The organism is Paenibacillus polymyxa, from assembly GCF_018614975.1.
In the GTDB taxonomy this organism is placed as follows: Bacteria; Bacillota; Bacilli; order Paenibacillales; family Paenibacillaceae; genus Paenibacillus; species Paenibacillus polymyxa_E.
Genome location: NZ_JAGGNR010000018.1, coordinates 116,420 through 138,840 on the forward strand (window position 1 = coordinate 116,420; position 22,421 = coordinate 138,840).

Below are 22,421 nucleotides of genomic sequence, written 5' to 3' on the forward strand. Positions count from 1 at the left end.
GTTCTTTGTTGTTCAGACTCAATCTAAACCGAACGTACGGAGCTGCGCTCGATCATATTAATCGTTAACGTATATGAAGGGTCCACCGCTTCGCCATTAAGCATCTGGAACAACAGATGTCCGGCGAGCGACCCGGCTTCATGCTTCGGCTGGCGTATCGTTGTCAGCGGTGGATGCACATATTCGGACAACTGAATATCATCAAAACCGATCACGGAAATATCATTCGGCACCGACACACCACGCTCTTCCAATGCCTTCAGGCCGCCAATCGCCATCTCATCGTTACCGTAAAATACCGCTGAGGGAAGATCGCCCTGCATGATCATCATTTTGGTTGCACTGTATCCGCCCTCACGCACAAAGTTACCGTTCAGACGCCATTTGGACTTTTCTTCAAGTCCCGCTTCCCGCATCGCTCGCAGATACCCTTGGTAACGGAGCGCGTTGTCATACGAGTTGGATGGGCCACTGATATAAGCAATCTTCTGATGCCCAGCCTGGATCAGGTGGCGGGTTGCAAGGTAACCGCCCTGCTCTCCATCCACCAGCACATTGACCAGATGGTCACTCGACAGTTGGCGATCCATCACAATGATCGGAAAACGAGGACCGGCAGATTCCACCAGAATATCATCATGAATGTTATGCGCCAGGATTATGGCTCCATCTACTCTTTTTTCACGCAAAAATCGCACTGCCGTTGAATCCCGTCCACCCATGGAGCTGCAAGCAATCAAGTCATACCCGTTTGCAAGTGCTACATCCTGTACACTACGGATCAACTCCGAGTAATACGGGCCCGACAGATCGGTCAGGATCAAAGCGATCGTGTTCGTCCGGCTCCGCTTCAGGTCCATGGCAAAGCCGTTCTTGCGGTAATTCAATTCTCGTGCTGCCTCAAGCACTTTAGCCTTGGTCTTGGCACTAACCTTGCTATCCCCGCTCAGCGCATAGGATGCCGTCGAGAGTGCTACACCTGCCAGCTTTGCCACATCCTTAATCGTTGCCATTCCACGTTCGCTCCTTCTAAACTAAAACAAATTCTAAGGTTATCTACATTTTATACGGTACATGGTTAGAACAACCACTAAATCCTTCATTATCGTTCATTAATCATTTTACATATCAAAGGTATAGCTATCAATCGAAACGTTTCGAGGTCTTTTCAAAAAAAATCCTTGTCTCAATCCTTCCGGTACCGCTGTTGAAGTACCTTATTCCAATCCATACCATTAATAATGGTAATGACGCTTCTTTCAATCTGGCGCCCTATGAACAGTTATTGCCTAACACAATGAAACTGGCAGTAAACGCTAGATTGAAACGTTTCGACATTTTCATTATAGTCGGTGTTGATAGCGATTTCAACCACTTTATCTATTTTTCACAGAAAAAGTTGAATTGTCCAATCTGTCCATCCACGTCACTTCATTTATAGTATATACTGCATAATAGTCGAGATCCGAGAATTACGCCAGTATACAAAGGGCATGAGATGAATAATGCCCCAGCTGACTTATGTAAGGAGACAGTTATCTAATGAATATTTCCAAGCCCATTTACCATAAAAAATCGCTATCCCGTCCCATTTCCTTGCAGAAGATTCAGTCCGTACCTGTTGCCCTGTTCAAGCTGTGCCATCTGGTGCAGCTTCACGACCGTGAGGCATTCTCCCGCATAGATGAGATGTGGAGCACACTTCACGTACTATACGTCATTACTGCTGGCCAGGCCAGGCTGATCAGTGCAGAGGGTAAACTGACATTAAATGCAGGCTGTGCAGTCGTTCGACAATTTGGAAACCTGCTTCAGCACGAGAATAAACGCGGCACCCTGTCGCCAATACAGGGCATTGCGATTGCTTTTGATTCCACTGATAATGAACAGCTGTTCTGGCCGTTCGGGATACCGGCTCCCATTGCGAGTCGTACTCTCACCGATAGGGCACTAGAGCTGGTTCAAGCAAGTTCGAAGAGCCATGATTCCAGCCCCTTCAGGCCACATATGCTTTTCTATGAGTTACTGGACATCTTGCAAGATCATGTGGCCCATTCTGCTCATGAAGATCACTCTTGGCTCGATAACGTGCTCAGACATATCCATCAGATGTATACACATCCGCTGACCCGCGAACAATTGGCACGAGATGCAAATGTGAGTCCTGAGCATTTTTCACGGGAGTTCAAGAAACATACAGGTCTTACGTTTGTTGAATATGTAACTCGTCTCAGAATCAGAATGGCTCAAGAACATCTGTTGTTCGCGAACCCTACACTACAGGAAATTGCACAACTGACAGGCTACAGGGACACCTTTTATCTGAGCCGCAAATTCAAACAGATGGTTGGATCAGCACCAACACACTACCGGAAAATGCCCAAAAAGATTGTATCTCTGACTTACAACTATACGGCCTCACTTCTGGCATTGGGCCACACTCCCCACATCGGCGCCGTAGCCAGCTGGATGGAAGAAAAAATGGATGAACATCGTCGTAATGGTCATGAACAATTTGAGCAGCATTCCGAAAATGATCTGGTTAAACATCCGGAGTTGATTGCGAATGCTCATCCTGATGTCATTATCGGTTATGCACCACATCCCGCTTCTGATGAACTACGTCTGATCGCACCGACTATTCTGATGCCCTTTGAGGAACTCGATTGGCAGGAGCAGCTTCTTCATCTCGGCCGAATTACTGGGCTGGAGTCCAATGCACAAGCGTTGTTAGATCAATATCATCAACTTGAGCAAGAGGCCAATCATACATTGGATCAATGGATGGAAGGGACACGAGGGTCTGCCGTTTGCATGTTTATGATTGGAGAGGACGGCGCTTATATCTATGGTCATGGCTGGGGCAGAGCTTCTCATGTGCTGTATCAATCGCTGGGCTTCACTCCGCCATCACGTATGGAGCAGGATGGGCAGTTACTCACGGGGTACGTTCATGTTCCGTTGTCTGAGATTCACTTGTATGCAGCAGATCACATGTTTGTCGCCTATCCTGAGGAAATGAGCGAACGCGAAATGCTGGATAACCTGCTGAATCAGGAATCCTGGGGAACCCTCTCCGCCGTTCTTGAAGGACGTGTACACGAGATTGATGCCGACATGTTCTATGGATTTGATCCCTTGTCCGTTATAGAGCAATTGCAGCATATCATGCATCACCTGACATCATAATTGTCCATGCCGTAGTGATCATAGTTGTCCATGTACAAAACTCACATCTTCCTCTATGTTATTAATGAGAATAATAATCATTATTGATTATACACAGGGGGAACAAGAATATGTTTGCTGCAAAAAAACGCTTTTCCGGCTTGCTTCTTATGCTCGCCATTATTATGATCCTGGCTGCTTGTAGCAGCGGAACAGGCTCGACTGCCACTGAACAGACATCGGCAACGGGAACAGAAACGACAACAGCCTCTTCCGAGACTAACACAGACGCGTCGCCCGGTTCGGATCATTCAAATGCTACACGAATCTACAAGTCATTAAGCGGGGATGTTGAGATTCCGGCTGAACCGAAACGAATCGTTACCGATATGTACGTAAGTGATCTGCTTGCACTGGGTGTGAAACCCGTTGGTGCTGTTCAATATTATTTGGAAAACCCGTTCTATGCGGATCAGGTGGCGGGCATAGAGAGTATTGGTGATCGGGCGGCGGTATCCATGGAGAAGGTTGTTGCCTTGAACCCGGATCTGATCATTACCTACTCTGATCAACCCGAAGAGATTGAGAGTTATCAAAAGATCGCACCTACCGTGGTCATTCCGTATGGTACATTCACCAATGTACATGACGAAATCCGGGGATTCGGAGAGCTGATGAACAAATCCGAAGCAGCCGAAGCTTGGCTGAAAACGTACGATGAACGAATTGAAGCCGCTCGCGCTAAGGTGAAAACAGTCATTAAACCGGAGGAAACCTTCTCCATCCTTGAAGTATCCGACAAGAGTTATTATGGATATGGAGACAATTTTGGTCGAGGAGGACAAGCGGTCTACAGTGCTTTGCAACTTGCCCCACTCGAAATCACCAAAAAAGAACTGATGGGCGATACCCAATGGAAAGAAATTTCGCGTGAAGTCGTTGGTGATTATGCAGGGGATCATATCTTCTTGACCGTAGGGGAGAACAATAAAAATTACCAAGGTGACTCCATCTGGCAATCCCTGCCGGCTGTGAAAAACAATCAGGTGTATGAGTTGCTGGAAGACCGTTACTGGTACTTCGACCCGATTGCGATTCAAGGTCAGGCTGAGGAATTCGCCGATATGATCGTAGAGCGTGCCGAGCAAAACCGTAAATAACATTGGGGCCACAAGCTCGGCATTAATATATAATCCGATATGAGGCGTGAGCTGTTCCAGCGTGTACAGAAGCAGTCCTTCCGCTTCTTCGATAACAATAAGACCGGGCATCTGGTCTCCCGCATGACCAACGATCTGATGGATATTGGTGAGATCGCGCATCACGGACCCGAGGACTTATTCATTGCCTTCATGACACTCGCCGGAGCTTTCGGGATTATGCTGGGGATCAACTGGCAGCTCGCTGTGATGACGTTCATCATTGTGCCGCTGATGATCTACCTGTAGCTGTATTTCAGTCACAAAATGTCCAAGGCGTTCAAGCGCATGTTTAGATATCGCCGATTATAATGCACGGGTTGAGAACAATGTGAGCGGCATCCGCGTGGTACAGGCTTTTGGGTAGCGTCGCTGAACAAGGAAGTCATGAAGAACTACTTGCGCGCAAAGGCTCGTACAGCCGACTGCATCAAGCCCAGTTTGGTTAAGGTAAAACTTAAAATCTATAAGTTAGTTCAATATATGAGTTGTACAAATAAGTCACTGCAACAGCAAATCAACCTTCCCTCTGTACTAGAGGGAAGGTTGTTCTGTCATCGGAGTGGCAAGTGTAACTAACGTTTAGTTTAATTTATATACCTTCCCCCCCCAGAATGGTATTCGCTCGCTCACGAAATTCAACCGCCGCTTGCTCAGGCGTAATTTTGCCAAACAGCAGAAGATCATACAACTCACGCAATACCGCAGTGACCTCTGGTGCACCTACAGGATCAGGGGGGTCCATCTGAGTGCTGTTATCGGCAACCCAATCAATGTAGTCAAACACCTGCGCCAGCTCCGGTTCAACCACCAGCTTCATCCGCTCTTTGACACTAGATGAGACGGGCACCCCCCGCTCCCCTTTGAGCAGCAGATTGGCATCCAAATCGTTTACAAAAAAGCTGATAAACTTGGCAGCCTCCTCCTTATGCCTGGAATTGCCCGCCATGGAGAAAAACATGCCTGGCTTCAAGAACAACCCATCCTGGCTGTTTGGCCCAGGCATTGGGGAGATGGTTAAGGGTTTGCCATAACGCTGAGCGGTGCTGATAAATTGGTTGGAATACCCCCAGCTAAACAAAGCCTCTCCCAGATAAAACGGGTCGTTATCAGGCTGGCCAATATCTGATGTCCAGATATCCGGTGCAAAAATAAGCTTCTTCTCTGCGAGCTGCTGCATCCTGCCAAAGTACTCAATAAACAGCTCATCATCCTCATAACCCAACCTCTTGCCATCCTCGGCGTACAGCTTGGAACCGTACTGTCTCAAGTAATACGCGAAAAACTGTTCCGGCGTGAAATAGGTTCCCAGATAGATGCCTTCCCCGAGCAATTGCTCGCCCATCCGGTCAAAATCCGCCCATGTCCACGTATCCGTTGGCAATTCAATATCATGGGCCTTTAACACTTCCGGATCATAGATGCTGAGCATGGCATTAACCCCCAAACTGAGACCATAGGTTTTTCCATTCAGGCTACCACTCTCCAGCTGTTCCTTCTCAATATCTGTCGTGTCAATCAGCCCGCTCTGCATGTACGGCGTCATGTCTTCCAACAGTTGCAGCGAACTGTACTGGGACAGATAGGAGATATCCATCTGGATAATGTCGGGCAACGCATTGCCTGCTGCATGCGGGGCAAGTTTTCTCCAGTATTCGTTGAAACTGCTATATTCGTATTCAATGTTTACATGTGGATTCAACTTCTCATACAGGTCGATAACGGCGATCGTTGCATTGTTGCGGAACTCCCCACCCCACCAAGCGATTCGCAGCGTTATCGGCTCTTCTTCCACAATCATGCCTGGCCTTTGATCCAACTGGTTCACGCAACCAGGAAGAGTCAGCATAAGGCAGAGCATGCCTATCACTCGCATCCATCTTCCCATAGCTTCTCCTCCTTACCTGGTGATGGGGGTGGCAGCAGCACCGTTACTCTCGTTCCACGCCCCGGCTTGCTCTCCAGCAGAACATCATATTCTTCGCCAAAAGCCAGACGTACCCGCTCCCTGATATTCAGCAAACCAATACCTGTTCCTCTGGTCTTCACTTCACCGCGCAGCACTTGTTCCACATATTCGGGTTCCATGCCGGGACCGTGATCCTCTACAATAAGGGCCAGCTTGCCACCTGATATCTCGGCATACACTCGAATCAGACATGATCCTACCTGTGGTTCCAATCCGTATTGAATGGCATTTTCCAGTAATGGCTGCAGGGTTAACTTGGGAATGGCACATTCCAGATAAGGAGCGGGCACATCCAAGCGGAAATCCAGCCGCTGCCGGAAACGGTAAGTCTGAATGGTGATGTAATGGCTGACAATCTCCAGCTCTTCGGCAATGGTAATGATATTTTGCTTGAAGCTGATGGAGGAACGCAGCAAATATCCGAGTGACAACACCATACTGGAGATTTGCTCCTGCCTGTTCTTTTTGGCAAGCCAATGGATCGAATCCAGCGCATTATACAGAAAGTGGGGATTGATCTGCGCCTGTAGCGCCTTAAACTCCGTTTCTTTAATGACCAGCTGGCTTGCATAATTTTCTTTGATCAATGTATTAATATGTGTAATCATCAGTCGATACGTACGTTGTAACAATCCCAGTTCATCCATGTGCTGGTGCGTTGGAATGGACAGGTTGGCGTCTATGTTCTCCAGATCCCCATACTGAACCTCCTTCATCTGACTGATGAGCTGCCTGATGGGCCTTGTCAGACTGCGTGCGAACACCATACCAAGCGCGAGAACAACCAGAATGGCGATAAGATAAACGACAATCAAACTATTTTTCAACCATATAATACGTTCGAAAATTTCATCATAAGAGGCCATATTATAGTAAACCCAGCCGGTGTAGGTAGATTTCTTCTGGGAAAGAAATATCTCCCTCCCATCCAGATTTTTGATCTCATATCCCCCACTGCCTGGAAGTGGATTCAGCCCCGCGGACACCGCTTCTGGAAGCTGGCGATAAGGATACACCACCTCACTGCCTGCTTTTAAAATAATGTCACTGTCCTGGCTATCCATGCCCGCATACTCCTCAACGAGTCGCTCGATATTAATACGCAGAAACAGTATGCCTACCGGTTCCAGGGTCATTGGTTCGTAGGCTCGCACCTGACGGACCATAACCAGCATCGGGTCATCGTCATCCGGGTATAACCAGCGTACTGCACCATTGGCCTGCTCCGCAGCCGCAATCATCCGATCATATTTTTCCTGGGATACGGTTAGTGTCTCCCCATATTTATTCACTCTTCCTCTGGAATCAATCAGATGAACGGACTGCACATAACGTGCAGCCCCACTAATATGCTCCCATAACCGATCCGTGATCTTCTTTCGTTCAATAAAGCTTGAATATGCGCTATCGTCATCCAGCAACGACTTCAAGGCTCTTTGAATCTGCGTATCGGAAATCATACTCATTGATAACGCTTCCAACTTCTGAAGTTCAACATCCACTGTAGACGAAGAAAGATTCAGGAGACGGGACGACTTATCAAACAGCTGTTTGTCATACACCGAGTACGTATAATACAAGGACCCAAACGCCAGGATGATGATAAACGCCATCATGAACAACATCATCAGAAACATTTTCATTTTGATGCTCAGTTTGCGGTAGGCTGTCATGACCAAAGCGCTCCTTTGAACCACGTGATACTACTAGGTATATCACATGCAGGAAGGTTTTCCCAAAGTTTTAGCGCTCGATTTCTTACGTATTATTTGGACTGATATCGGTCATAGGCCGCCTGATGAACTTCAATCGCCCGGTCAATGCCCATGCTATTGATTGTTTCGACCATCGTGTCAAATTCAGTGATTGGTTTCTGTCCGCTAATGATGGCAGTCATCGTTTCATTCAAATACGTATTCACCTGGCTCATGATGGACGTACTTGTGGTTACCTCATCTGTTGACAAACGAATTGGCGGAAGCGTTAATGCAGAGCTTGCTTTCATCCATTCCGCATTTGCCGCACGCTGTCCATCGTCAAATAATAATGCATCCAAGTAACGGCTATCCTGATTGATTGGACCGTCCATAATGGATAAGGCATAGGAAGCCAGTGCCTGATCATACGTCAGACCGTTTGGATTATTAATGATGGTATCTGTGAATTTGACACCTTCGCCGTCGCGGACATAGCTGTCATTTTCGATACCAAAGTTGAACAGATCACTGCCCTCTTCGCTATAGTTATAGTCCATCCACTGAACAATATATTTCAATTTGTCTTCGTCTGCGGAAGCCGTAATGGCCTCACCATAACTTAGTACCTTATTCTCCAGATTAAATGTCGCATACGAAGTTCCATCCGGAGATACGGGCCAAGGTACGCCGGTTACGTTAAAGTTCGGATCGGTATCTCTCATCAGATTGAAGTATTTCCCCATGCCGCTGAACACACCACCCTGATATGCGCCTGCCAGATTGCTGGTAACCTTATAGTCGAACGCTTTGCCGTCATTGGTCATGATCTCGGGGTCAATCAGCCCTTCCTTGTACCACTTGGCCATGGTCTCCAGGAAATCACGGTAGCCCGGCTGAATCGGTCCAAATTCCACCTTGTCTCCATTCATCTGGAAGCCTCCAATTACGCCAAAGGCCGCAGCAAAATCATGGAGCTTGGTCAGGTTGCCCGGCCCCCAGTTTCCGGTGAAAGGAAGCTCATCAGGCTTGCCGTTGCCGTTGGGGTCCTGTTCCTTGAATGCCTTAAGCACCGTATACCACTCATCGATGTTGGTAGGTACTTTGAGATTCAATTTATCAAGCCAATCCTGGCGCATAATTAAACCGGAAGTGGCATTCAGCTTTAATGCATCCAGCTTCAGCAGCGGGAACATATAGATCGTTCCATCGTCGAGTGCAATCTGCTTCTTCACATCCGGATCGGATTCAATAATCCGCTTTAAGTTCGGTGCATAACTGTCGATCAATTCATTCAACCGGATGATCCGGCCATCTTTGATCATTTTTTCCGGTCCGCCAACAGCATCTGCCCAGTTGTAATAAATGACATCGGGCAGCTCCTTCGTGGAGATCAGCAGATTGAACTGGTCTCGCTGTTGTCCAAGCGGAGGATGTGTGAACTTCACTTGGATACCCGTCAGCTTCTCCTTTTCCTTATACGCCGCCATATCGCCAAAATTGTTCAAGGAAGCCGTCAATTTGGCATCATTGGCGCGCCAGTAGTCAATGGTGAAAGGCTCACTTGTAATCGGTAGCGGTATCTCAGTCAATGCCTGAACCGCAGGTTCTGTTCCTTCTGCTGGCTCTGCGTTACCTGGTTCATTATCACCCGTACAGCCCGCAAGTAAAGACATGGTAAGTAGCGATGACAACAGGATGGACCCCATTCTTTTTTTCACGTAATTCGCCTCCATAGGATACATTTTTTATTGTTTCACAGCACCGATTAGAGCGCCCTGAACAAAATAACGTTGGATGAACGGATATACCAGCATAATCGGCAGGGTAGAGATAATAATGGTTGCATATTTGATGTTCTCCCCAATGGCAAAGCCGGTATCGGCGCCAGCGCCCATGGCCTCTGTACTGCTGCTGATCAGAATATCACGCATAATAATCTGGATCGGATATAACTCCTGACTGCGCAGGTAGAGCATCGGTCCAACATAATCATTCCAATGGTCAACCGCATAATACAGCATCATGACGGCCAGGATTGGCTTTGACAAAGGCAGTACAATTCGGAACAGAATCAGAAAGTCATTGGCACCATCAAGCTTCGCCGATTCGATCAGACTGATCGGAATGCCTTCAAAGTTTGTTTTCATAATGAGGAAATAAAACGTACTGATGGCACCCGGAATAATAAGCGCGAAACGGGTATCCACCATGCCCAGATTCTGAATCAGCAGAAAAGTTGGAATCATCCCCCCGCCGAAGAACATCGTGAACGTAATTAATTTCATCAGCGTTTTTCTGCCCATCAGATCACCGCGTGACAGCCCATATGCGGCCAGCGAAGTCATGAGCAGATTGATGGCGGTACCCACCACAACATAGAACAAGGTGTTCATATATCCCGTATAGATGCGAGTATCCTGAAATACCGACTTGTACGCTCCCAGCTGAAAACCTTCAGGAACGAGCATCAGTGACCGGGAACGAAGCATCTGGTCCGGGTCGCTGATTGAAGAATTGAACACGTACAGCATCGGGTACAAGCATAAAACCATGATCAACAAGAGCAGCAGTGTATTAAATACATCAAAAAGTCGTTCCCCTATAGACTGTTTCATCGCTTCACCTTCCGATTACCAGAGACTGGTTGAGTTAAGCTTTCTGCTGATCGCATTTGCGATAATGAGCAGCGCAAAATTAATGACGCCGTTAAATAGTCCGATGGCGGTTGAATACGTATAGTTCCCCTCCAAAATACCCGATCGATACACAAAGGTGGATATGACATCCGATGTCTCATAGGTCGGTGCCGTTTGCATCAGCAATATTTTCTGAAAATCCGCGTTCATGACCGCCCCCATACGCAGAATTAACATAATCACAATCGTTGGCATAATGCCTGGCAGTGTAATATGTAGCAGCTGTCTCCAGCGACCTGCACCGTCAATTTTGGAAGCCTCATACAACTGTGGATCAATACCACTTAGTGCTGCCAAAAAGATTATCGAGGCCCAGCCAGCTCCCTGCCATATGTTGGACAGGATGTACATCGGACGGAACATATCTTTTTCCGCCAGAAACATAATTGGCTGCAGATCGAAAAAGTCACGAATGACATTGAATAGCCCGCCATCCAGAGATGAGAACGTTTTCAACATTCCGACCACGACGACAACCGAAATGAAATGCGGCATATAACTGATAGTCTGTACTGCGCCTCTGAACCACTTCTTCCGGACTTCATTCAGCAGCAGTGCTAGTAGAATCGGAGCCGGGAAACCAAACACAATACTGTAAAAACTCAAAATCAGTGTGTTCTTAATCAGTCGCCAGAAATAATAACTTTCAAAAAACATGGTGAAGTTGTCAAATCCGACCCATTCCCCTGCCAAGATTCCTTTGATCGGGTTGTAGGATTCCTGAAATGCCATCAGTAGCCCGTACATTGGCCCATAGCTGAAAATCAGATAGTAGGCTACAACAGGAACGAGCATCAGATAGACGTATCTGTTGCGGACAAATTCCTTTTTCACCGAACTCCATTTGCCAGCTGGCTTCAAACGCCCAGGTTCAATCCCCCGGCTTCGATTCAGCTCCATCCACTCGCCCTCCACTCTCGGTATTAATTGATTAACATGACAATTCTAATGATAGAAGCGAGCGCCTTTTCTTCCCATGCTCATTTCCGTTAAATGGATGTTCAAAACCGAGTTCCGTCCGACAAAAAAAGACCCTGCTACCGATGAATGGCATACAGGGCACGATCACAGATAAGATGTAGATCGGATATAAAGATTAGCTATGTAGAAGCGACAGCAGCGCTGTCTAGGGTGCTTTTTTATACTCGGAAGGGGAGAATCCCGTGTATTTCTTGAACATTTTGCTGAAATACGGCCAGTTGGCACCAAACCCCGTCTGTTCGGCAAGCGAGGATACGGTGCAGTTCCCGTCCTGCTCCAGAAGCTCCAACGCTTTACGGATGCGGTAGCCTAACACATAGTTCGTAAATTTCTCACCGGTTTCTTTTTTGAACATTTTGCCGATGTAGTCTGGATTCATATATATTTCCCCGGCGATGGACTGGAGTGTCAGTGTTTCGTCCCTGTAGCGTTTCTCTACCAACTGCTTCACACTGCCTACCATCTGCGATTGTCTGGAGCGGTGTTGTTCATAGCGACGCAGGGTGATCTCCTTGGCAACGGCAAGCAGAAACTGTTGAAAAGAATGCAAGGTGCTGGATTCAATCATGCCTGGCAACTGATCCATATACCTTTTCATCTCGGCAGAGCCGCTGAGTCGAATTATCTCCATAAACATCTGAATAAGATAGGACTTCGTTTGGGATATATCGTATCGCAAGCTGGCAAGCAGCTGAAACATCCGGTTCAGCTCTGATCCAACTTCCTGCCAGTGTCCCGCCTTGATTGCAGTAACCATCCGCTCCGGATCGTATTCGAATTCGGGAAGGGTGCGCTCCCCGGGAGAGTAGACATCCCGCTCCATAATGAGACTGCCCTCACCGAGGTAAAAGCGGTAATTGAGATAGACCAGCGTCTGCATGTACAAATGCCGTGCCTGCGAAAGGTCTCCTGGCTCGCTCAGCGCAATCGTGAGATCATCATGATAATATCGGGTAAATGTCGCGCGAATCTCATCGATATTATGGAACAACTGCGTTTCAGACAACTTGTCCTCCATGATTAATAGCACATGCCTTCCAACCGTGGCACTTAAGATGGGATTGTGAAAAATATCTTCGGCAATGTTCTTCACCGCGAACAAGTGCAAATACTCATGATCCCCCTCAATCTCTACCAGCAGCAACCGCACACGCTGATCCTGAAACTGAACATCGAATAATTCCTCGAAATACTTCCATTCCTTGACCCCGTATGTTCTGTTCGTGACTAGCTCTTTCAGAAAATATTCCTTGGCATGTGGCAGTACACGCTCCAGATTATATTGGATCGACTGCACAAAATGTTCCTGATCGGTCAACTCTCGCTTCTCACTGACCAATTCACTGATAGCCTGTACAAGATGCTCCTCGCTGCAGGGTTTGAGCAAGTAGTGCTTCACCCCATATTGCATGGCGGTCTTCGCATATTCGAACTCCGTAAAACCCGTGAGCATGATGAATGAGATATGCTGATACTTCTCCGCCACTGCTTCAACCAGCTGTAAGCCATCCATTCCCGGCATACGAATGTCCGAGATGATGATATCCGGGCGTTGCCGCTCGATTGAAGCAAGCGCTTCCAATCCATCTTGAGCAATGCCGATCAGTTCTGTTCCTAATCGGGACCAGTTCACCACACTGGAGATCCCGTCCGAGATCATAAATTCATCATCAACCAACAAAACCTTGTACATTGTATGCATCCCCCTGCCTTTAACCAGTTCCATTCTATTATATGAGCATTATGCAGAAATAGAGGGGAGAACGTTGAATGACATGGGAATGCACTCTAACAAGTCTGATTTCTGAACATTCCTGGCTCATCTCATCGGGAAAAGAAATTACGTTACAGCGTTACGTATCCATCCCATACTCCTTCACCTCACGATTACGGTTCAACACCGCGTGCAGTACAAAACCAAGTACCGCAATAGCTGCTGTACCTGTTGCAAGCCACGCTACAGGAATAAGTCCCTGCTTGTCATACATAACCCCCATCGCATAGGGCCCGATAACCCGTCCAACCGCACCGATTCCACCCGATATCCCGATGTAAAAAGGGGCTGCCCTACCGGCATGCTCCGAGATAAACGCAGGAGTTGCAGGAGAGATCAACATCTCCCCAAACGTGGCAAGTACCATGGCGAGCACCATGCCTGGATAGCTGTACATGGTAATCATGACAATGTAGGCCATGCCATAGAATACCGCACTCGCCGTCATCTGGGCCGTGGAGGTACGGGCCATGGTCCGTTTAACCCAGCTGGTAAAGGGTTGGCCCACAAAGATAAGCACACCGTTCAGGGTCCAGAGCAGACCGTACATTCTTTTCTCCATACCCTCAGAAATGATATACGGGGACACACCTGTGTTCCAGATAGAGTTGCCGAATAACAGGAAGAGCACGCCCAAGCTCATAAACAGATATAACCGGGTATTGCCCAGCAATGCCCAGACGCCCGGCCCATCGGGAACGGTTTTGCGTTTCGTCAGATGTACTTCCCCCTGATCCGGTTCAACCCGCGACAGATAATACCAGAAGAAAATCGCAAACCCGGCTGAGGTCACACCATTTAGTACAAAGCTCAGATGATAGGAAAAGTCAGCCAGAAAACCACTCAGCGCCGTACCAATCGCTACCCCGATATTGTTCGCCACATAGATAATATTGAATAATTCACCGCGTCGCTCCGCAAACCGGAAGCCTATAAAGGCTTGAATCGCTGGCAGTGACAATGAACTGAACAGACCAATCCAGCCCATGGCACATATAAATACGACCCAGTACGCGCTAATCCAGGGCAACGCAAACAAACCTAACGCATTAAGCGCCAGTGAGCCAATGATCAGCTTCTTCACGCCCACCCGGTGGTACAATGAACCTCCAAGCAATTGTCCAAAGATGCCACCCAGGGACTGAATGAGGATTACAAAACCCGCGTTAGCCATCGAGCGTCCAAGTTCATCAAACACATACATGGTGGTCAGCGGCCACATCAGTGCACTGCCTGTTGCGTTAACCAGACTTGCCAGCAAAAATATTCTCACTTCTTTGGGATAGTTATCCAGCCATCTCATCATCGTTAATTCATTCTCCTTAGCACCTCTGCACAAGAAAATAGCCATAAAAAATAGACCTCTGCCCTGACGGCATAACCATAACCAGCCAGAGCGAAGGTTTTATGATGTGTCACATGTATTGCTCTTTAGATCCTGCTCAAATTCTAGCCTTTGTTCATCTTACCTCAAAAAAATCACGCTGCAAGCACACTCATTGACGCTTCACTTCGACAGTGGCCGAGAAGAATGTAGCCCCGTTCCCCATGTCCGACAACCGATTGGACGTGAGCGAGTTCGCCCGCTGCTTCTTCCCGTCACCATCCCACCATAAGCCTTGGCTGATGACGGTTCCGGGCAACATGGCTTCACTCACCTTGGCGGTAAGTTCGATGCGCCCACGATCATTCCATACGATCACGGCATCGCCATCCTCCACGTTTCTGCGGGCAGCGTCCTCGGGGTGCATTTGCAATAGAGGCATCTTCTCCAAACGTTGATGCTTGGCTGAATTCGCAAAGGTGGAGTTCAGGAAATTATGGTTTGGCGGCGACAGGAACATCAATGGATACGTATCGGCAGGTCCAGCCGGATTCTCCCCATCATAGCCTTCAATCAGAGCGCTATAGGTAGGGAGCGGCGGAAGCCCTCTCTGTTCCATCGTCTCCGAATACAATTCGATTTTGCCTGAAGGCGTGGGCAGCTGATCCAGATATGCAGCATATGGCGTCATATCCAGCTTCACGAATCGGTGTTCCTTCAGTCCCTCTAACGTGACTCCATTCATGTAGGGGTTGCCTGTGTCCTGAAGTGCGTCCTTAATCATCTGTTCCGGCGTTTCTCCGAAGATTGCAGGATCGTACCCCATAGCCTGCCCAAGCAGTGAGAACAGTTCCACATTGCTCTTGCTCTCCCCAATCGGTGCAATTACCGGCTCTTGCAGATGAACGTACTGATGCCAATAAGAGGTGTACAGGTCCGTCGCTTCAAATGAAGATGTGGCTGGCAATACGATATCTGCATATTTCGCCGTATCCGTCATGAACAGATCATGCACAACCGTGAACAGATCTTCACGTGCAAAACCTCGCTCCACCCGCTCGGTATCCGGTGCCACCACCAGTGGATTGCTGCAGTAAACCATCATCGCCCGGATTGGCTGCTCTGCTTCCAGCAACGCTTCACCAATCCGGTTCATGTTCACCACTCGCGGCTCCGAATTCTGCCGCAGTTCCGGACGTTCCAGCGCATCGCTATTCGTGCTCGCGTAGCTGTTGGTACGCACGGCACCGCCGCCTTGCTTCAGCCATTGCCCTGTAATGGCAGGCAGACATGCAACGCTACGCACATTCATCCCCCCATTATCATGGTGCTGGAGGCCATTGCCGATGTGAATATGGGCTGCTTGTGCGTTGCCATATAATTCCGCCAGCTCCACAATCGTCTCCTCCGGCACGCCCGTAATGCGTGCAACCCGGTCAGGAGTGTAACTGTGGACATGATCACGCAGTGCCTCATGACCCACCGTATACTTTTGCATAAACGCTTCATCCGTCAGTCCCCGTTCGAACAGCACATGCATCAATCCCAGCGCCAGTGCGCTGTCGGTGCCCGGGTACAGCGGAATAAACCAGTCGCCCCATTGGGCTGTACGATTGCGATGAACGTCGATTACAACGATCTTGGCGCCTTTCTTGCGGGCTTTCTCCGCCAAAACGACCTGATGCATATTCGTACTGACAATATTGCCGCCCCATACCAGGATGAGATCCGCATGCTCCGTATCTTCCGGCACCGTTCCCCGGTTGGCGCCCATCGTATATTTCCAGCCGGTATTTCCGGCCGCATTACAGATGGTCTGCTCCAGCACACTTGCACCTAGCGCATTGAAGAAACGCCGATCCATGCCGTCTACGCCAAGAATGCCCATGTTGCCGTAGAAGCTATAGGGCAGGATGCTCTCAGGTCCGTAGGTTTCGGACAATGCAGTGAATTTGGCCGTAATCTCGCGAATCGCTTCATCCCAACTCATTCGTTCGAACTTGCCTTCGCCTTTGGCTCCTACACGTTTCATCGGATATTGTAGACGCTCGGGGTGATACACCCGCTCGGTCATATTTCTGACTTTATTACAGATGGCACCCTTGGTTATCGGATGATCTGGATTGCCTGCCACCTTCACAATTTTCCCGTTCTCTTTATGTAACAACAGACCACAAGTGTCCGGACAATCGAGCGGGCATACCGCTGCAAATACACCATTCTCCTGATCGATCATCGTAAGGCTCCCCCTCTTTAAAAAGCTATCCTTATATCATATCTTCTTCGAGGTTATCACGTAAAGAAAACAGTATATTTTCGCCTAATATTCGCCGCTATAGCAGCTTCAAATTATTTTCAAAAAAATGTTTTGTCGTCTGATTCATCTTCAAAATTCAGGGGTAAATTAAAAACAAGGCATTAGGTTAGTGTTTCCCCACTTCCTCCTCATGCCATATCATGGACCACTCCCGAAATTCGCCATGAACAGGTTTCGTTCCCCCGAACCTTGTCATGGCGAATTTATTTTGCGTTGAATTCCAACAAGGACCCCATACAAAAAAAACGATCCCGCCCGGCTCCATCACAGCATATTCGCCATGATCCGAGCAAGATCAGAATCGTCTTCACTTCTAATATACGTGTATACATGCCTCGCTGTGCCCGCTACGCCTGCTTGCTCAACATCACTCTGGCTTCCGTCTCCACAGGTTCGATCGACGTTGCTACCTCCGGCTTAACTTTCGGCTCCAACTTACGCAGGTACACCACCCAATAGGCTGCAGCTACAAACAGAGCACCTCCAGTCAGATTGCCGAGCCATACCGGAATGAAATTCATTACATATTGCCCCCACGAATAATGTCCTTCGAAGATTGCCGCTGGAATTAGGAACATATTGGCCACAACGTGCTGAAATCCAATGGCTACAAACGCCATCGTTGGAAACCAGATGCCCAGTACCTTGCCACTCATCGTATCCGAAGCATATGATAACCACACGGCCAGCGCGACCAGCCAGTTACAGCCGATGCCGGAGATAAAAGCCTGCAGGAAGCCATCATGCAGCTTATGTCCAGCCATATCCACCACTTTCGCCAGATATACACCCTCTCCGGTCAGACCAAGCACATGTCCAAACGCGTACGCGACAAACAAAGCTCCAACAAAATTACCAATCGTCACTAAGGTTAGATTTTTCAACATGCTACCCACGGATAATTTTCGTGCAATCGTTGCAAGTGGAACTGCCATCATGTTTCCCGTCAGCAACTCGCCACCACCTATGAGTACCAAGATTAATCCAACCGGGAACACTGCTGCTCCAATCAGATTGACCAGACTTCCCCACTCTGCCGGGGCAGAAGCAATCACCCGAATATCCAATAGAAAACCCAGCGCAATAAAAGCCCCTGCCAGAAAACTAAGCACCAGTACAGAAGACACGGGATATTGAGCCTTCTTCATGCCTGTTTGCGCCGTATATTGTGCAACCTCAAGAGGTGTTTTTGCTGCCATATCATTCATCCTCTCCTTCATTGTTCATTCATCATTGAATAAAACCATCTGAAATTCCTTAGTTATGCATCGAACGCCATATCCTAATTGTATCTTGGTCCTATGCAAAACTTTGTGCAAATTATCACAATGTTGTTTAAAAAGATACTTTAAGAACCTCTTGGAATAGTTATGACAGCAAGAGTATAGTAAGGCCTTTTGAAGCTAAAAAAAACTACAAAAAAGACTGACGATATACTCGCCAGTCTTCTTTTTCCTTTATAAAAAGTCCGCCTTGTTTCGTAATCTTGGCAGTTATTGTACACCTCTTATTTACGGACAAGCATGACTTATCTTCTTATGGCATTTATCATGCAATCTGCTCAACCATCTATAAACCTTCCTTACACCATTGCTGGTGCTTTTACTTCTATTGGAGGCAGTGCTTGCAGACCGGCCGTGTTCAGGAAGTTCCATGGTTTGTTGTAATGTGGCTGGAAGAAGAAGTCGATGAAGGCCAGCTCATCTACGGTCATATTGTTTTGGATGCAGACCGAGATCGTATTAATCGATTGGGTCAGATCAACCTGAGACATCACCTGTGCTCCGACGATCCGACGAGTAGCCTGCTCATATACTACTTTAAGCAACAGTTTCTCAGCCGTTGGCATGAACTCCGGACGGTAGCTGTCTTCCAGTACGACAGATTCAACAATCAGACCTTCGTCAGCAGCAGACGTTTCTGTCATCCCGGTACCCGCGATATTTTGCTCATAAATTTTGATACCCGATGTTCCTTGTGTACCCATGTATTGGGTCGTAGGACGAACCAGGTTACGGGCTACAAGTGTCCCCATCCGCACGGCGTTGGTCGCCAGTGGAATGTAAGATGCTTTGCCTGTTGGGTTGTAATGAATGGCACAGCTGTCACCCGCAGCGAAGACGTCCTTTTGACTCGTTTGCATATATTTATCCACGATGATCGCGCCGTTTGGCAGCATATCCACTTGGCCTTTGAGCAACTCTGTATTCGGACGGAAGCCGATACACAGAATAACCAAATCGGTTTCGAACTCCCCTTTGGACGTGATCACCTTGGTCACTTTGCCATTCTCTCCATTAAACTTCTGTACCGTTTGACCAAGAGCCAGCTTGATGCCGCGTCCAGTCAACGTATCTTCAATCGCATCCGTGAATTCAGGGTCCAGGTATTTGTTCAAAATACGGTCCACACTGTCGATCAGAGTAACTTCCTTGCCATTCATTTGAAAAGCTTCCACCAGCTCTACGCCGATATATCCTGCACCTACAACAGTAACACGTTTGGCATCTTTGGCTTTTTCAATAATCGTGTTGGAATGATTGTAGTTTTTGCAAAGTAAAATGTTATCCATCTCGATGCCTTCAAGCTTCGGAACAACAGGCCATGAACCCGTTGTCACGATCAGTTTGTCAAACGTATCTTCAAATTCTTCCCCGGTTTGCAGGTTTTTAGCCTGAAGGGTATGGCCCTTGGCATCTACTGCTGTTACTTCATGAAGCATCTTGGTCTCAACACCAAGCTCTGCCAGTTGATTAGGCGAAGAATAGAACAAGCCGTCAGGGTCTTTCACAACCCCACCTACATAGAGCGCAATGCCACAAGACAGGAAGGAGATATTGTCATTGCGCTCATACACGGTGATGGTAGCATCCGGGTACAATTTGGCGGTATTTACGATGGCTGCGGTCCCTGCGTGTGTACATCCGATAACTGCGATTTTCATTAAAAGTTCCTCCTCGAAATTATATAACTGAGTTTGAATATAAGGTTTATATAGTTGTGAAATATTTCACTTCTTATCCGATACTGTGTATGTGATTTATTTCACTTTATATACTCATTATAATGTGATATTTTTCACATTGCAATAGGTAGAGCAAAAAAAATTGTCGAAAGAGGTCTTTTCGCTGTATTTAAGCCTTTCTTCCCTTCATTTTTATTGATTTCATTGTCCCCGGATTCCGGTCGTTTTATGCTATGCAATGGCTTCCGCGATTGAACGAGCCGCCAAAGGGGCCCTGCGATGGTTCGATACGGCGCGAGAGAATGGAACCAAGTATAACCGGCAAGGACCGTATATTTTAGACCGGATGCAGGGAGTGTCATCTGGTACCGTTTCTATAACGTGGATGAAGATGTACCTTTCTACGCGGACCAGTTAAACAAAAAAAGCCTGTCCTCACTTATGCAAGGACAGGCTTCTCAAATGGTCATGGTTTAACCGAGCAATTTCTCGATATCTGCAATCATTGTCTCCGGTGATTCTTTTGGTTCAACACGACCTACCACTTCACCTTCACGGTTAACAAGGAACTTGGTGAAGTTCCATTGGATGTCGCTTGTTTCACCTACGCCAGGTTGTTGCTCCTTCAGGTATTGGAACAGGGGATGAGTATCCTCACCATTCACATCTACCTTGGCAAACACCGGGAAATTCACACCATAGTTAATCTGGCAAAATGATTCCGCTTCCTCACTTGTACCTGGCTCCTGCCCTCCAAACTGGTTACAAGGGAAACCCAGTACAACCAAGCCTTGATCGCGATAACGATCATAGAGCTTTTGCAATTCACCGTATTGCGGGGTCAGCCCACACTTGCTGGCTGTATTGGCAATGACCAATACCTTACCTTGATACAGATCCAGTGAGACTTCTTGGTTAGCGGTGGTTACCGCCTGATATGAATATACGGACATGACTGATTCCTCCCATGACATATGTTGGTTTGGGCTGTTGCGAGCACGTTGGCATAACCAATGAACCCACAGCCTGTCCTATTATTATAGACCTGATCCGATGCGATTACCAAATCTCGGATCTCCCCACATTCCATTGCTCCCATGCGTTGCAAATCCCCATGAATGCAAAAGAGCCGCGTGCAATAGCGCACAGCGGCTTCATTCTATAATGTTTGGCCCATTTCGTTAACTTCCTATCGCTTGAACACGTGGTTCCGTCCGTCCTCCAGCATGAACCATCGCATTGTTCATGACCATCTGCTCTGGCGTCTTTGATTGCTGACGTTCACCTGCAAGAGCGTAAGGCAAGCAGAGCGGTACACCGGAACGCGGATCAATCACGATATCTGCTTCAATGTTGAATACTTCACGAAGCACATCCGAGTTCATGACTTCCACAGGTGAACCATGAGCAATGGCTTTACCTTTTTTGATACCAATCATGTGATGTGCATAACGGGAAGCATGATTCAAGTCATGCACAACCATAACAATGGTACGGTTAGCTGTGGCATTCAGCTGCTCTAACAGTTGCAGTACTTCAAGCTGGTGAGCCATATCCAGGAACGTAGTCGGCTCGTCCAGGAAAAGGATATCTGTTTCTTGTGCAAGTGACATGGCAATCCAGGCACGTTGACGCTGTCCACCGGACAGTTGATCAATCGGACGATCATGGAATTCAGTCATGGCTGTCACTTCGATAGCCCATTCAATCATTCGTTTGTCTTCCGCACGCATGGAGCCAAATCCTTTTTGATAAGGAAAGCGACCATACGATACCAGTTCAGTAACGGTAAGACCTTCAGGGGCTGTTGGATTCTGTGGCAAAATCGCAAGCTGCTTGGCAACTTCACGCGTGGACTGTTTATGGATGGACTTCCCGTCGAGCAATACATTACCTGCTTTTGGAGCCATAATACGTGCCATCGTTTTCAGGATGGTTGACTTCCCTGAACCATTGGCTCCAACAAGTGCTGTAATTTTTCCTTGGGGAATCTGAATATTCAGATCCTCTACAATTAGTCTTTCCTCATAAGCGATATCCAGCTTGGTCGTCTCCAGACGAAACATGCGATCATCCCTCTCTCATTTATCCCGGTTATGTCAATCCGGCTATAGACAACAAAAACGAAATTGTAATTAAGTGTATTTCCGGCGCAAATATCTTCTACATTAAAGATACTGATAATCATTATCATTTGTCAACATGAAAATGAAATTCTTCTGCTTGTTCCAAGCTCCATTCAGACCTTTTTAAGCCAATTGGAGTTCTTCTTTACGAATACATATGAGAGCTTTTCTCACTCATCCCGCGCATTTCATCCATTCTGCTTAT

The 22,421-nt window shown here is 47.5% G+C and carries 15 protein-coding genes and 1 pseudogene; 3 read left to right on the plus strand and 13 right to left on the minus strand.

The features are described from left to right. Window positions 1-23: 23 nt before the first annotated feature. Window positions 24-1,013, minus strand: coding sequence for a LacI family DNA-binding transcriptional regulator (locus J7E78_RS17160; protein WP_215077428.1), 990 nt, complete (start codon window positions 1,011-1,013; stop codon window positions 24-26). Window positions 1,014-1,542: 529 nt separating this feature from the next. Between J7E78_RS17160 and J7E78_RS17165 the strand changes: the two genes are divergently transcribed. The 3 genes and pseudogenes from J7E78_RS17165 to J7E78_RS17175 form a co-directional block, all read left to right on the plus strand. Then, the gene (locus J7E78_RS17165; protein ID WP_215077429.1) at window positions 1,543-3,189 is read left to right on the plus strand and encodes an ABC transporter substrate-binding protein; all 1,647 of its coding nucleotides are present in this window, start codon (window positions 1,543-1,545) and stop codon (window positions 3,187-3,189) included. 110 nt (window positions 3,190-3,299) lie between these two features. Next, window positions 3,300-4,328, plus strand: a complete 1,029-nt coding sequence (locus tag J7E78_RS17170; protein ID WP_215077430.1) for an iron-hydroxamate ABC transporter substrate-binding protein — start codon at window positions 3,300-3,302, stop codon at window positions 4,326-4,328. After that, a pseudogene (locus tag J7E78_RS17175) lies at window positions 4,329-4,728 on the plus strand (ABC transporter transmembrane domain-containing protein); the annotation flags it as partial. A gap of 231 nt (window positions 4,729-4,959) precedes the next feature. Here the strand turns inward: J7E78_RS17175 and J7E78_RS17180 are convergent. The 12 genes from J7E78_RS17180 to J7E78_RS17235 form a co-directional block, all read right to left on the minus strand. Beyond that, window positions 4,960-6,255 (minus strand): ABC transporter substrate-binding protein, encoded by a 1,296-nt coding sequence (locus J7E78_RS17180; protein ID WP_215077431.1) that lies wholly within the window; start codon window positions 6,253-6,255, stop codon window positions 4,960-4,962. Then, window positions 6,234-8,009, minus strand: a complete 1,776-nt coding sequence (locus J7E78_RS17185; RefSeq protein ID WP_215077432.1) for a sensor histidine kinase — start codon at window positions 8,007-8,009, stop codon at window positions 6,234-6,236. The genes J7E78_RS17180 and J7E78_RS17185 overlap by 22 nt, the downstream gene beginning before the upstream one ends. 92 nt (window positions 8,010-8,101) lie before the next feature. Next, the gene (locus tag J7E78_RS17190) at window positions 8,102-9,751 is read right to left on the minus strand and encodes a type 2 periplasmic-binding domain-containing protein (RefSeq protein ID WP_215077433.1); all 1,650 of its coding nucleotides are present in this window, start codon (window positions 9,749-9,751) and stop codon (window positions 8,102-8,104) included. A gap of 27 nt (window positions 9,752-9,778) precedes the next feature. Then, window positions 9,779-10,648 (minus strand): carbohydrate ABC transporter permease, encoded by an 870-nt coding sequence (locus J7E78_RS17195; protein WP_215077434.1) that lies wholly within the window; start codon window positions 10,646-10,648, stop codon window positions 9,779-9,781. Window positions 10,649-10,663: 15 nt separating this feature from the next. Then, window positions 10,664-11,524, minus strand: a complete 861-nt coding sequence (locus J7E78_RS17200; protein WP_235193717.1) for an ABC transporter permease — start codon at window positions 11,522-11,524, stop codon at window positions 10,664-10,666. A 331-nt stretch (window positions 11,525-11,855) separates the two neighbouring features. Continuing rightward, entirely contained in the window at window positions 11,856-13,403 is a 1,548-nt protein-coding gene (locus J7E78_RS17205; RefSeq protein WP_215077436.1) for a response regulator, read from the minus strand. Between the two features lie 160 nt (window positions 13,404-13,563). Beyond that, window positions 13,564-14,787: an MFS transporter gene (locus tag J7E78_RS17210; protein ID WP_215077486.1), complete on the minus strand. Its 1,224-nt coding sequence runs from the start codon at window positions 14,785-14,787 to the stop codon at window positions 13,564-13,566. Window positions 14,788-14,980: 193 nt separating this feature from the next. After that, window positions 14,981-17,044, minus strand: coding sequence for a molybdopterin-containing oxidoreductase family protein (locus tag J7E78_RS17215; protein WP_215077437.1), 2,064 nt, complete (start codon window positions 17,042-17,044; stop codon window positions 14,981-14,983). A 428-nt stretch (window positions 17,045-17,472) separates the two neighbouring features. Further along, complete coding sequence (locus J7E78_RS17220; protein ID WP_215077438.1) at window positions 17,473-18,324, minus strand: formate/nitrite transporter family protein; 852 nt, start codon at window positions 18,322-18,324, stop codon at window positions 17,473-17,475. Window positions 18,325-18,707: 383 nt separating this feature from the next. Next, on the minus strand, window positions 18,708-20,069 hold the full coding sequence (locus J7E78_RS17225) for an FAD-dependent oxidoreductase (RefSeq protein ID WP_215077439.1): 1,362 nt from the start codon (window positions 20,067-20,069) through the stop codon (window positions 18,708-18,710). Between the two features lie 494 nt (window positions 20,070-20,563). Further along, window positions 20,564-21,043, minus strand: a complete 480-nt coding sequence (locus tag J7E78_RS17230; protein ID WP_047840764.1) for a glutathione peroxidase — start codon at window positions 21,041-21,043, stop codon at window positions 20,564-20,566. A gap of 228 nt (window positions 21,044-21,271) precedes the next feature. After that, window positions 21,272-22,156 (minus strand): ABC transporter ATP-binding protein, encoded by an 885-nt coding sequence (locus J7E78_RS17235; protein ID WP_215077440.1) that lies wholly within the window; start codon window positions 22,154-22,156, stop codon window positions 21,272-21,274. Window positions 22,157-22,421 lie beyond the last annotated feature (265 nt).